This window comes from Pseudomonas sp. MB-090624, assembly GCF_003205245.1.
In the GTDB taxonomy this organism is placed as follows: Bacteria; Pseudomonadota; Gammaproteobacteria; order Pseudomonadales; family Pseudomonadaceae; genus Aquipseudomonas; species Aquipseudomonas juntendi.
In genome coordinates, this window is record NZ_QJRK01000086.1 from 1 (window position 1) to 12,673 (window position 12,673).

Here is a 12,673-nt window from a genome sequence, read left to right on the forward strand (position 1 = left end):
CCAAGGCGTTCGCGCGCGAATCCCACAGGAATAATTGGCCCGAAACAAACGTAGGAGCGAGCGCAGCTCGCGATTGCGCCGCGCGGGCGGCGCTCGATCTCACAGGCGCTGCCATACCTTGTGGCAAACACCTGTCAGCCCTAAGGCGATCCCTGTGGGAGCTGGCTTGCCAGCGATAGGGCCCGTGCCGGCTACATCAAAGGCTGATCAGTACACATCCCGCCGATACCGCCCATCCTCGATCAATTGCTGCACAGCGGCCTCCCCAAGAATGCCATTGAGCGCGGCATCCACCCCCGCAGCCATGCCTTGCAGGCTGCCGCAGACATACACACACGCACCCTCTGCCAGCCAACGCTTGAACGCCTCGGCCTGCTGCAGCAACACATCCTGCACGTACACCTTTTCGGCTTGATCGCGAGAGAACGCCAGGTCCAGCCGTGCCAGGTCGCCGTTGGCCAGCCAGCCTTGCAGCTCTTCACCACACAACAGGTCATGGGCGCGGTTACGCTCACCGAACAGCAGCCAGTTGCGCTGCTCCCCCGCATTCACCCGCGCCCGCATCAGGCTGCGCAAGCCGGCCAGTCCAGTGCCATTGCCGATCAGGATCATGGGTGCGGCGTGGCCCGGCAGGTGGAAGCTGCTGTTGCGGCGCAGGCGCAGGCTCAGCGTGCCATTGAGCGGCAGGTACTCGGTCAACCAGCCGGAACCCAGGCCCAGCTGCCCATCGGCGTGGCGCTCCTGGCGTACGATCAACTCGAGCACGCCATCGCTGGCAATCGAGGCGATGGAGTATTCACGGCTGCCAATCGGCACCAGGGCATCGACCAGCGCCTGCGGCTGCAGGCCGATCAGGTGATCACGGCGCGTTGGCAACTGGCGACCGGCCAGCGCCTGGGCCAGGGTTTCACTCAGGCCATTGACCTGCACCGCTGTGGTTGCATCGACCGCCATGCCCTTGAGGAACGCGGCGACCCGCGGTGGACCATTGAGTGGCAGCACCTCCACCAGGTCGCCAGCCTCCCAACTGACCGGGGTTTGCGGTTGCAAGCCTAGCAGGTAGACCGGCCGGCCCTGGCTGCCGGGGTTGAGCAGCTTGCGCTGCACCAGCGTCCAGTTGGCGAAGCTTGGCGGTTGCCAGGCGGCCACCGGCTGGGCCCCGGTCAGCTGCGCCAGCGCTTGCTGCCACTGCTGCAGGGCAGCCTGGTCGGCATTGTCCACTTCCACCGGGCTGAATGCGCTGTTGGCCCCGCGCTCGGCGAGCCACGCTTGCAGGCGGCGGGCGAAACCGCAGAAGTGCGGGTACTGGCGATCGCCAAGGGCGAGCAGGGCGTAGCTGAGGTTGTTCAGCGCCCAGGGCTGCCCGAGCACTTTGCGCTCGAAGGCGCGCGCGCTGTCGGGGGCTTCACCGTCGCCGAAGGTGCTGACTACAAACAGTGCGCGGCGGGCCTGGCGCAAGTCTTCCTCACCCAGTTCGGCCAGGGCGCGGACCTGCACCGGCAGGCCGGCTGCCTGCAACTGGCCAGCACTCTGCCAGGCCAGTTGCTCGGCCAGGCCGCTCTGGCTGGCGAAACCGATCAGCCAGCTGTCGCCGTTGCCACTGTTGCTGGCAACGCTGCCGCGAGCGGCGCGCACCTGGCGCTTCTTGCGGCGGCGGTCGAGGTACAGCAGCCAGCCGGTGACGAAGAACAGCGGCATGGTCAGGCTGGCGATGGTGACGATGATGCGCCCCGGCAGGCCAAAGTATTCACCCACATGCAGGGCGTAGACGCTTTGCAGCAGTTGGGCCTTGAAGGATTTGTCGGTATAGCGCTCCTGGCGCCTGACCTGGCCGGTGGCCGGGTCCAGCACCAGGGTGTTGAAGGCCCGTGGGTGGTCGGCGCTGTCCAGCAGGTAGAACAGGTTGGCCGGCTGACCGCCTGCCGCTGGCAGGCGCAGGTTGTACGCCGCAAGGCCAGGCCCGGCAGCCTGTTTGAGGCTGGCCCAGATGGCATCGTAGTCGACCACCCGCGGCGGTGCGTTGGGGTCGACCTTTTGCGGCCCGTGTCGGCCTCGGCCTTCACCGCGTTTGTGCTGCTGGCCAGCGGCCGGGGCATCGGCCAGCAGCCTGTTCAGGCCTTCGCGGTACCACTCGTAGGACCAGAACAGCCCGGTCAGGGCAAACAGCAGGTAGAACAGCAGGCACCAGGTGCCGGCCACGGCGTGCAGGTCCCAGTTGAAGGCGCGGCCCTTCTTGGCCCAGTCCAAGGTCAGCCATGTGCGCCAGTTAAGCGCCTTGCGCGGCCAGCGCAGGTACAGGCCGGACAGGCAGAAAAACACCAGCAGCAGGGTGCAAGCGCCCGTGATCTGCCGGCCGGTATCACCCATCGCCAGGAAGCGGTGCAGGGTGAGCATGAGGTTGAAGAAGCCTTGCCCGGCCACTTCGCCCTTGAGCTCGCCGGTGTACGGGTCGGCGTAGCGCAGCAGGCCACGGCGTTCGCCCGGTGCGGGCATGAAGAAGATACGCGCGGCATTGCCTTCGCGCACATCCACCCACAGCATCGATACCTTCTCGTGTTGCTGGGCTTCGACCCGTTGCACCAGCTCGGCTGGCGGCAGTACGCCTTCGGCGCGTACCTCGACCTTCAGCACGTCGGCATTGAAGGCGCGCAGCAGTTCTTCCTGGAACGAGTACAGCGCTCCGGTAATGCCCATCAAGGCCAGCACCAGGCCAGCGGTGATGCCAAAGAACCAGTGCAATTGGAACAGCGTCTTCTTCACCACATCATCACCTTGTGTTTCTGCCGCATGCTGCGCGGCGTGCATTATGCCTTGATACGCAAAAGCCCCGCTCACGGAGATGAACGGGGCCGGGGTGGGTGTTTTTTAGCGTGTTGCGTTTTACCAGCGCCGCCCGGTCAACCCAACCCCTGTCAGAAGTGCACGCTGGTGGTCAGCAATGCCGTGCGCCCAGCCGCCTGGTTGGCGAAGTGGGTAGAGAAGGCCTTGTCGTAGTAAACCTCGTTGGTCAGGTTCTGCACGTTCAATTGCAGGTCGATGTTCTTGGTCAGCTTGTAGGCAGCCATGGCGTCGTAGCGTACGTAGCTGTCGACCATGGTGGTGTTGGCTACGCTGCCGTATACGTCATCCACGTAGAACGCACCGCCGCCCACGGTCAGCTTCGGTGTAATCGCGTAGGTGGTCCACACGCTGGCGCTGTTGTTCGGGGTGTTCGGCAACTGGTTGCCGTCGTTGGCCTTGCCCAGCGGGCCGCCGTCGATCTGGCGGGCCTGCATGTAGGTGTAGCCAGCGAACACTTGCCATTTTGCGGTGATCTTGCCGCTGGCCGACAGTTCGATACCCTGCACGCGGGTTTCGCCGACGTTCTCGTAGCTTGTGGTATCGACCTGAACGCGCGCGTTTTCCTTCTCGGTGCGGAACAGCGCGGCGGTCAGTGACAGGCGCTGGTCGAGCATGTCCCACTTGGTGCCGATTTCGTAGTTGGTGGTTTCTTCCGGCTCCATGTCGCTGCTCAACAGGTTGCCGGCACGGTCGGTGGTGTTGCCCAGTGGGTTGGCCTCCATGCCTTCGCCCAGCATTGCACCCGGTGGGGTAGCAGAGGTGGCGTAGGACACGTAGACGCTGCCGTTGTCGGCCGGTTTCCATACCAGGCCCAGCTGGCCGGTGACGAACTCGCTGGTATCCTTGCCTTTGGCGGCTACGCCCTTGGCATTGACCACGGTGGCGCCAGCAGCGTCATAGGTGCGGTACTGGGTATCGAAGTGGTCGTAACGCAGGCCCATGTTCACCAGCCATGCAGGCGACAACTCAAGGGTGTTGAATACATACAGGGCGCGGGTGTCGCTCTTGGTGTCGGTGCCGGCGTAGTTGCGGGCGATGCTGCCGTTCCACGGGTCATCCGGGTTCGGGTTGCTCAGCGAGGTGCAGTTGTAGCCGCTGTTGGCGCCGATCAGGCCGGGGTTGCACACGGATGCGTTCAGCCCGGTGTTGGTGTTGACGGTGTAGCTGGAGCGGTCGCTTTCTTCGCGGCTCAGCTCGATGCCGGTGGAGAAGCTGTTTTTCATGCCGCCCAGGTAGAACTCGCCAAACAGGTCGGTCTGGTTGGTGGTGGTGGCGGTGTTGCCAACGCGGGTGTTGGCCCGGCGCCAGACGCTGCCGTTGTTGACGTTGCCCTTGCTGTCGTCCGGTTGGGTGAGGATGTAGTCCTGCATGCTGTTGCCGTGGCGCAGGGTGTTCTTCACGGTCAGCGCGTCGGTCAGGTCGTGTTCGATGGCGAAGGTGGCGATATCCACCCGGCTCTTGCGGAAGTCGCGACCGCTCAGGCCATAGAAGTTGTCGCTGTCGCCGCCATCATCCGGCTTGCTCGGGTGGGCCGAAGTACGGGCAGCGCTGCCAGCCAACGGGATGCTGTACGGGATGCCCGAATCCGGCAGGTCGTCGCTTTCCAGGTGGTAGTAGTCGAGGTTGATGCGGGTCGGCGTGCCCAGGCCGAAGGCCAGCGACGGGGCGATGCCCCAGCGGTCGTAGTTCACCTTGTCGCGGCCGGCAACGTTGCTTTCATGGGTCATCAGGTTCAGGCGGCCGGCCACGGTATCGCTGAATTGGTAGTTACCGTCGAAGGTATAGCGTTGGGTCTGGTCGCTGCCCCAGGTCCAGGCACCGTCCAGCGAGTTGCCCAGGTGCGCGCGCTTGCTCACCAGGTTGATGGTACCGCCCGCTGCCCCGCGGCCACCTACGGCGGAGTTCGGGCCCTTGGCCACTTCAACCGACTCGATGGCGAAGATTTCGCGGGTTTGTGCGCCAGTGTCGCGCACGCCGTCCAGGTAGGTGTCGCCCTGGGCGTCGAAACCGCGAATGAACGGGCGGTCGCCTTGCGGGTTGCCACCTTCGCCGGCGCCGAAGGTAATGCCTGGCACGGTGCGCAACGCGTCTTGCAGGGTCAGGGCGTTGGTATCCTTGATCACCTGTTGCGGGATCACCGTGACCGAGCGCGGGGTGTCCACCAACGGCGCAGTGTACTTCTGCGAAGCAGCGCGTTCGGTTTTGTAGTCGCTGCTGGCCTGCTCAGCCTTGCCGTTCACGCTGGTGGCATCCAGGGTGATGGCACTGCTGGCAGCCGGGTCGGCGGCGTAGGCCGACGATGCGCCAAGCGCGATGCCTATGGCGCTAACGATCAGACGCGGTGAGCTTACTGCAGATGGTACGGACTGGCGCATTGCTGGAAACCTTCCCCAAGGTGATGAGGCGGCGGATACTAATGTAAGCGATTGTGACTAACAATTGAGATTCGTTACCATTCGTGAAGAATTTACAATCTTTACATTTTGCCCTTAAGTTTCCGTTCGGCTGAATCGTTGTAAGCGGCGAAAAGGCTTGTGTAGCGCAAAAGGGAATCAATATCATTGGGCCTTTACAGTTCCCGACGGTAACCTTGCCATGCTGCTGCACATCCCAGGCCTGTTCGCCGCTGACGAACTGGCCCGTATTCGCGAGGCCCTGGAGCAGGCTGACTGGGCCGATGGCAAGGTGACTGCCGGCTACCAGTCGGCCAAGGCCAAGCACAACCTGCAACTGCCAGAAGGGCACCCGCTGGCCAAGGAAATCGGCACCGCGCTGATCGACCGCCTGTGGAAGACCCCGCGCTTCCTGTCGGCGGCGTTGCCGCACAAGGTGTTCCCGCCACTGATCAATTGCTACCGCGAGGGCGGCAATTTCGGCTTTCACATCGACAATGCCCTGCGCCAGCCCAAGGGCAGCCCGGAGCGCGTGCGTACCGACCTGTCGTCCACGCTGTTTCTCAGTGACCCGGGCAGCTACGACGGGGGGGAACTGGTCATTCAGGACACCTATGGTGAGCAGCAGGTCAAGCTGGCGGCCGGTGACCTGGTGCTGTACCCCGGCACCAGCCTGCACAAGGTCAACCCGGTCACCCGCGGGCAGCGCTATGCCGCCTTTTTCTGGACCCAGAGCCTGGTGCGTGAGGACAGCCAGCGCGCGCTGCTGTTCGAAATGGACAATGCCATCCAGCAACTGACGGCCGATGTGCCAGAACACCCTGCGTTGCTGCAATTGACGGGCACCTACCACAACCTGCTGCGCCGCTGGGCCGAGGTCTGACCGTGGGCTATCAGTTGCGGCGTGAGGAAGTGCTGGACGTGGCCGGGTTGCGGGCCATGCTTGAGCAAAGCCCGGGCAAGGCGGCCCAGGCCATCCTGGCAGCGGCGGGGCAGGGCGTGGTCGAAGCGCAGTTGCTGCTGGGGCAGATCCTGCTCGATGGGCGCGGGATAGAAGCCGACGCCGAGGTTGCCCAGCGCTGGTTTGCCATTGCCGCGCAAGGTGGCAACGCCATGGCGCATAACATGCTCGGGCGTTGCCTGGAGCATGGCTGGGGCGGTGCGGTAAACCTGGCTCAAGCCGCCGTGCACTATGCCCGCGCCGCCGATGCCGGGCTTGCCTGGGGGCTGTACAACCTGGGTAACCTGCTGGCGACCGGGCGTGGTGTGCCGGCCAACCAGGCGCAGGCGCTGATGTGCTATGAGAAGGCCGCACAGCAGGGGCATGCCAAGTCGATGAACCTGTACGGGCGCTATCTGGAGCAGGGCATTGCCACCGCGCCCAGCCCCGCGCGTGCGGTGCGCTGGTATCGCCGGTCGGCCGAGGCAGGGGATTTTCGCGGCATGTTCAGCCTGGGGCTGGTGCTGGTCGAGCGTGGCCAGGTGGCCGAGGCTGCGCCTTGGCTGGAGCGTGCGCGGGTCGAGGGTAACCTGAACTTCCTGCGTGCGGCGCTGGTGACCCTGCAGGGCGCGGGGCCGGTGCTCATGGCGTTTGCCGCGCGCTATGCCGAGGAAATCGAACGGCGCGAAGCTTGAAGTTGCCTGTGCTGGCCCAATCGCCGGCAAGCCGGCTCCCACCTCGACAGCGCTGATCTCGGCATCTGCACACATGAAAACGGGGCCTCGCGGCCCCGTTGTGCATTACAGGTAGTAGGCCTTCAGCGGCGGGAAGCCGTTGAATTCCACTGCGCTGTAGCTGGTGGTGTAGGCACCGGTCGACAGCCAGTACAGGCGGTCACCAATGGCCAGGTTCAGCGGCAGGCCGTACTTGTAGTTCTCGTACATGATGTCGGCGCTGTCGCAGGTAGGGCCGGCGATGACCACTTCTTCGGTTTCGCCTTTCTTCTCGGTCCAGATCGGGAACTTGATGGCTTCGTCCATGGTTTCGATCAGGCCGGAGAACTTGCCCACGTCGGTGTAGATCCAGCGCTCGACGGCGGTACGCGACTTGCGTGCAACCAGCACCACTTCGCTGACCAGGATGCCGGCGTTGGCGATCAGCGAACGGCCAGGTTCGAGGATGATTTCCGGCAGCTCGTCACCGAAGTCTTCCTTGAGGAAGCGAATGATTTCTTCGGCGTAGGTTTCCAGGCTGTTGGTACGGGTGATGTAGTTGGCCGGGAAGCCACCGCCCATGTTGATCAGCTTCAGTTCGATGCCGTCTTCTTCCTTCAGGCGCTCGAAGATCACCTTGACCTTGGCGATGGCGGCGTCCCACACGCTGATGTCGCGCTGTTGCGAACCGACGTGGAAGGAGATGCCGTAGGGCACCAGGCCCAGGTCGCGGGCCAGGATCAGCAGGTCCATGGCCATGTCGGTCTGGCAGCCGAATTTGCGCGACAGCGGCCAGTCGGCAGTGGTCGAGCCTTCGGTGAGGATGCGCACGTACACTTTCGAGCCCGGGGCGGCCTTGGCGATGTTGCGCAGGTCGGCTTCGGAGTCGGTGGCATACAGGCGCACGCCCTTCTCGTAGAAGTAGCGGATGTCCTTGGACTTCTTGATGGTGTTGCCATAGCTGATGCGGTCAGCGCTGACGCCGCGGCCCAACACCTTGTCCAGCTCGTAGATCGAGGCGATGTCGAAGCTCGAACCTTTCTCCTTGAGCAGGTCGATGATCTCGACAGCCGGGTTGGCCTTCACCGCATAGTAGACCTTGGCGAATTCGAAACCCGCGCGCAGGTCGTCGTAAGCCTGGCTGATCATCTGGGTATCGATGAGTACGAACGGGGTTTCCTGCTTGTCGGCGAACGCCTTCATTTTCTGGAAGGTATCACGCGCGAAATAGTCTTCGACCTGGATCGACATGCTCAGGGACTCCATGGGCAAACTGAAAGATTAAGTGGCTGCAAACTGAACGTCCTCCGTATCCCCACTTTGGTTCGCCTACTCAGTACTTGAGCCGGATGGATCGTTTCCAGCATGGACGTTCGGCGCGCACTTTAGGGCGTGAAGAATGCAGAATCAACAGGCAATCCTGGCGTGATCGGCGTTGATCGGCCACCTGTCGTTTGAATAAACGACTCATATGACCGGCTGATGTTCCCGGTGGTGTTTCAAGCGTAAAAAATTGTGGAATGGACCACGCCGGCCCATGTGCGGGTGAAGCCGCTGCTACAGGGTTTTGACCTACCCTGTGGCAGCAGCTTGATGCCCGATGGCACCGGAGGTGTTCATATTTATGGCCACGCTTTTCTGGTACCCACGTACCGAAAATCGCGCATAAATTTTTTGTTACCGACCAACGGATGCGACGTTTCAGGTGCGGGAAACCCGTATCCGCACCTTGCTGCGCATCACTGGGCAGCGCTCCTCAGGATGCCACCGCCTCGGCCGGGGAGACGATGCTGGTCTTGGCGCCGCGCGAGCGGCCGGAACTCAGGTACGCCGCAATCGACTCCTGGGTCACCTCGCCGAGGAACACCTGCTCGGCATCCAGCACCGGCAGCCACGCCCGGTTGAACTCGTACATGCGCGACAGCAGGATGCGCAGGTGCTCGTCGTGCGAGGCGGTGGCGTTGAACTGGCGCAGGAAGTCACCACAGGTGCCCTGCTGGCGGTGCATGTCCCGCCGGCGTACATAGCCCAGGGCCTTGTTCTGCGCGTCGGTGACCACCACGTAGCGGCGGTCGTGCTCGTCGAGCAGTTCCAGCGCATCGCTTACCGGCGTTTCCGGGCTGACCGCCGGGGCGTTGTCTGCCGCATCTTCGGCGCGCACCAGCAGCAGGCGCTTGAGGGTGCTGTCCTGGCCTACGAAGTTGCTCACGAACTCGTCTGCCGGGTGCGCCAGCAGGGTGTCCGGGTGGTCCAGCTGCAGCAACTTGCCGGCACGGAAGATGGCAATCTTGTCGCCAAGCTTGATCGCTTCGTCGATGTCGTGGCTGACCATGATCACGGTCTTGTTCAGCGCCCGTTGCATTTCGAAGAATTCGTTCTGGATCATTTCACGGTTGATCGGGTCGACCGCGCCGAACGGTTCGTCCATCAACAGCACCGGCGCATCGGCCGCCAGCGCGCGGATCACGCCGATACGCTGCTGCTGGCCACCGGAAAGCTCGCGCGGGTAGCGTTGCAGGTACTGTTTGGGCTCGAGCTTGATCATGTGCATCAGTTCGCGGGCACGCTCGTGGCATTTCTGTTTGTCCCAGCCGAGCAGGCGCGGCACCACGGTGATGTTCTCTTCGATGGTCATGTTGGGGAACAGGCCGATCTGCTGGATCACATAGCCGATGTGCCGGCGCAGGGTCACTTCGTCCAGCCCGGTGGTGTCCTCGCCATTGATGAACACCTGGCCCGAGGTTGGCGTGATCAGGCGGTTGATCATTTTCAGCGTGGTGCTTTTGCCGCAGCCCGATGGGCCGAGGAACACGCAGATTTCCCCTTCGTTGACGGTGAGGCTTACCGCGTCGACGGCTTTGACGTCCTTGCCGTTGACGTTGAAGGTTTTGCTGAGGTTCTTCAGTTCGATCATGAGCGCAGTCCTTCTGGAGTCAGGGCACGTTGCAGGGTTTGCAGCAGCAGGTCGGCGATGATGGCCAGCAGGCTGACCAGTACCGCGCCGACCAGCAGCATCGACATGTCGCTGCGGCTGATGGAGGTCAGGATCAGCACGCCAAGGCCGCCGGCGCCGATGGTGGCGGCAATGGTCATGACGCCGATGTTCATCACCACGGCGGTACGCACGCCGGCGAGGATCACCGGCACGGCGATGGGCAGCTCGACCATGCGCAGGCGCTGGCCGAAGGTCATGCCGATGCCGCGTGCGGCTTCGCGGATGCCGGGTTCGACATTGGTCAGGGCCAGGTAGGTGTTGCGCATGATCGGCAACAGCGAATACAGGAACACGGCGGTAATCGCCGGTAGCGGCCCGAGGCCTTGGCCGAATTTGGAGTAAAGCGGCAGCAACAGGCCGAACAGGGCAATCGACGGGATGGTCAGCAGTACCGTGGCGCTGGCCTGCAGCGGGCCGGCAAGGGCCGGGAAGCGGGTCATGAGGATGCCCAGCGGCACGCCCACCAGAATCGCCAGGCCCACGGCCACACCGACCAGCATGATGTGTTGGCCGGTCAGGTTCAGTACCTGGGCCCAGTCGAGGTGGTTGAAGGTATCGATCAGGTTCATGGCTGGCCCTCGCTGGTCAGTGGGTGATCGCGCAGGAAGGCGGCGGCCACGGCGGTCGGGTTCTGGTGCTCGACATCGACCTTGGCGTTGAGCTGGCGCATGGTTTCATCGTCCAGTTGCTCGGCCAGCGGTTTGAGCAGCCCCGCCAGCTGCGGGTTGGCGTCGAGCACGGCCTTGCGCACCACCGGCGCGGCCGTGTAGTCAGGGAAGTAGTGCTTGTCGTCTTCCAGCAGCTTCAGGTTGAAGGCGCTCAGGCGGCCATCGGTGGTGTACACCAGGCCGGCGAACACCTGGTTGTTGCGCATGGCGGTGTAGACCAGGCCCGCGTCCATCTGGCGGATGTTGGCACGGCCCAGTTGCAGGTCGTACATCGCTTTCAGGCCGACCAGGCCATCGGGGCGGTTGGCGAACTCGGTGTCCAGCGCCACCAGGTGCTTGCGCTCGCTTTCGTCACGCAGTACCTGGTTGAGGTCGCTGATGCTGTTGACCTGCGGATAGGCCTCGGCCACTTGCTTGGGCAGGCCCAAGGCGTAGGTGTTGCTGAACTTCGACGGGGTCAGCCAGACCAGACCCTTTTTCGCGTCCAGCGCCTTGACCTTGGCGTAGGTGGCTTCGGCGCTGGGCATGCGTTCTTCGATGTGGTTGTACGACACCAGCGATACGCCGGTGTATTCCCACATCAGGTCGAGCTGGCCGGTTTCCTGGGCCTGGCGCGCGATGTTGCTACCCAGGCCGGTGGTGACGCGCACGTCGAAACCGTTGGCACGCAGGTACTGCGCGGTGATTTCGGCCAGTACGGTCTGTTCGGTGAACACCCGCGCGCCGATGCGGATCTGGGGCTTTTCCGCTGCCTGGGCAAATCCTGCGAACAGCAGGGCCGCGCCCAGCAGCAAGGCGATTGTTTTCTTCATGCGTTCCCTATCCTTAGTGGGCCAGGCCACGTTCCAGCCAGCGCTTGCTGGAGAAATTCACCGCCGCGTCCAGTAGCAGGGCCAGCAGTGCGGTACAGGCGGCCCCCAGCAGCAGTTGTGGCTGGTTGTTCAGGGCGATGCCGGGGAAAATCAGGCTGCCCAGGCTATTGGCGCCAATCAGGAATGCCAGCGGTGCGGTGCCCACGTTCAAGGCCAGGGCCACGCGAACACCGCCGACAATGATTGGCACGGCGTTGGGCAGCTCGACCTGCCACAGTTGCTGGCGTGGGGTCATGCCAATGCCCGTGGCGGCTTCCTTGAGCGAGGCGGGGACGTTTTTCAGGCCTTCGTAGGTGTTGCGCACGATGGGCAGGAGGGAGGCGAGGAACAGTGCGAAGATCGCCGGCCCGGCGCCGATGCCCAGGATACTCAGGGCGATGGCCAGAACGGCCAGGGGGGGAATGGTATTGCCAACGTTGAAGAACTGCATGAAGCGCTCGGCTTTGTCGACCCGGTGCGGCCGACTGAGCGCAATGCCGGCGGGGATGCCCACGGCCAGTGCCGCCGCCATCGAAGCCAGCACCAGTACCAGGTGCGCTTGCAGGTAGAACCCAAGATCGTCGCGATACCGCGCGATCGTGTCGATGCCGATCCAGTGGACCAGCAGGGCCAGGATGACGAGCACGGCGGCCCATCCCAACAGCCCTTTACCGTAGCGTTTAGCCACAGGCGGACTCCTTGTGTTGTCGGCGAGCACACTTCTTGGTTGCCGGCCAGGGGTGGCGGCGGGTGGTGTGTTCGCGAGTAGCAGCCAGATGCAAACCGAAGGCTGCGATCTGGCCATGAGCCGAACCCCGTAGGGCCCGAAAATGCTGATGAAACCAGCCCTCAACCGAAGCGGGTTGCAGGGGAGTGGACGTCTCCAGGGCCCTAAAGGTTCCCATTTGAGGCGGCATTTGGCCAGCGTTAATCACTGGGGGAATGCAAATCTGGCGAGAGAAAACAGCGGCTTGGCGCGCTGCAGGCGTTGAAATAACTGCCCTGTGGCCATTTGTCGTGATAAAGCGATGGTGTGGTGAATCTGCTGGGGCAGTGCTGGCCCTATTGCTGGCAAGCCAGCTCCCACAGGGATCGCATCAGGGCTGACAGGTGTTTGCCACAAGGTATGGCAGCGCCTGTTAGAACGAGCGCCGCCCGCGCGGCGCAATCGCGAGCTGCGCTCGCTCCTTGTATGTTGTGACTGGCCTGGCGGGAGAAGTTATTCTCGTCAGGCTGAAGAAGCACTTCCGGGGAGGCCGATCGCTCCTGAAG

The 12,673-nt window shown here is 63.3% G+C and carries 9 protein-coding genes; 2 read left to right on the forward strand and 7 right to left on the reverse strand.

Annotation, left to right across the window (positions count from 1 at the left end; genetic code table 11):
• Positions 1-207: 207 nt before the first annotated feature.
• Both DMX12_RS28305 and DMX12_RS28310 read right to left on the reverse strand, forming a co-directional pair.
• Positions 208-2,763: a PepSY domain-containing protein gene (locus DMX12_RS28305; protein WP_110680046.1), complete on the reverse strand. Its 2,556-nt coding sequence runs from the start codon at positions 2,761-2,763 to the stop codon at positions 208-210.
• Between the two features lie 149 nt (positions 2,764-2,912).
• Complete coding sequence (locus DMX12_RS28310; protein WP_110680042.1) at positions 2,913-5,216, reverse strand: TonB-dependent siderophore receptor; 2,304 nt, start codon at positions 5,214-5,216, stop codon at positions 2,913-2,915.
• 220 nt (positions 5,217-5,436) lie between these two features.
• Between DMX12_RS28310 and DMX12_RS28315 the strand changes: the two genes are divergently transcribed.
• Together DMX12_RS28315 and DMX12_RS28320 are read left to right on the forward strand one after the other, a co-directional pair.
• A complete protein-coding gene (locus DMX12_RS28315) occupies positions 5,437-6,117 on the forward strand; it encodes a Fe2+-dependent dioxygenase (RefSeq protein ID WP_029885073.1) in 681 nt (226 codons plus the stop codon).
• Positions 6,118-6,119: 2 nt separating this feature from the next.
• On the forward strand, positions 6,120-6,869 hold the full coding sequence (locus DMX12_RS28320; protein ID WP_110680043.1) for a tetratricopeptide repeat protein: 750 nt from the start codon (positions 6,120-6,122) through the stop codon (positions 6,867-6,869).
• A gap of 105 nt (positions 6,870-6,974) precedes the next feature.
• Here the strand turns inward: DMX12_RS28320 and DMX12_RS28325 are convergent, their stop codons facing one another.
• The 5 genes from DMX12_RS28325 to DMX12_RS28345 form a co-directional block, all read right to left on the reverse strand.
• On the reverse strand, positions 6,975-8,138 hold the full coding sequence (locus DMX12_RS28325; protein WP_029885071.1) for a type III PLP-dependent enzyme: 1,164 nt from the start codon (positions 8,136-8,138) through the stop codon (positions 6,975-6,977).
• A 505-nt stretch (positions 8,139-8,643) separates the two neighbouring features.
• Positions 8,644-9,801 (reverse strand): betaine/proline/choline family ABC transporter ATP-binding protein, encoded by a 1,158-nt coding sequence (locus DMX12_RS28330; RefSeq protein WP_110680044.1) that lies wholly within the window; start codon positions 9,799-9,801, stop codon positions 8,644-8,646.
• On the reverse strand, positions 9,798-10,451 hold the full coding sequence (locus tag DMX12_RS28335; RefSeq protein ID WP_029885069.1) for an ABC transporter permease: 654 nt from the start codon (positions 10,449-10,451) through the stop codon (positions 9,798-9,800). Before DMX12_RS28335 ends, DMX12_RS28330 begins: the two co-directional genes overlap by 4 nt.
• The gene (locus DMX12_RS28340; protein ID WP_110680045.1) at positions 10,448-11,362 is read right to left on the reverse strand and encodes a glycine betaine ABC transporter substrate-binding protein; all 915 of its coding nucleotides are present in this window, start codon (positions 11,360-11,362) and stop codon (positions 10,448-10,450) included. The genes DMX12_RS28335 and DMX12_RS28340 overlap by 4 nt, the downstream gene beginning before the upstream one ends.
• Positions 11,363-11,375: 13 nt before the next feature.
• Entirely contained in the window at positions 11,376-12,089 is a 714-nt protein-coding gene (locus DMX12_RS28345) for an ABC transporter permease (protein ID WP_029885067.1), read from the reverse strand.
• Between the last annotated feature and the right edge of the window lie 584 nt (positions 12,090-12,673).

Coding starts and splice junctions, on each gene's coding strand:
- DMX12_RS28335 (WP_029885069.1), bottom strand. CDS start 10,451: ATGAACCTGATCGATACCTTCAACCACCTCGACTGGGCCCAGGTACTG.
- DMX12_RS28315 (WP_029885073.1), top strand. CDS start 5,437: ATGCTGCTGCACATCCCAGGCCTGTTCGCCGCTGACGAACTGGCCCGT.
- DMX12_RS28340 (WP_110680045.1), bottom strand. CDS start 11,362: ATGAAGAAAACAATCGCCTTGCTGCTGGGCGCGGCCCTGCTGTTCGCA.
- DMX12_RS28330 (WP_110680044.1), bottom strand. CDS start 9,801: ATGATCGAACTGAAGAACCTCAGCAAAACCTTCAACGTCAACGGCAAG.
- DMX12_RS28325 (WP_029885071.1), bottom strand. CDS start 8,138: ATGTCGATCCAGGTCGAAGACTATTTCGCGCGTGATACCTTCCAGAAA.
- DMX12_RS28310 (WP_110680042.1), bottom strand. CDS start 5,216: ATGCGCCAGTCCGTACCATCTGCAGTAAGCTCACCGCGTCTGATCGTT.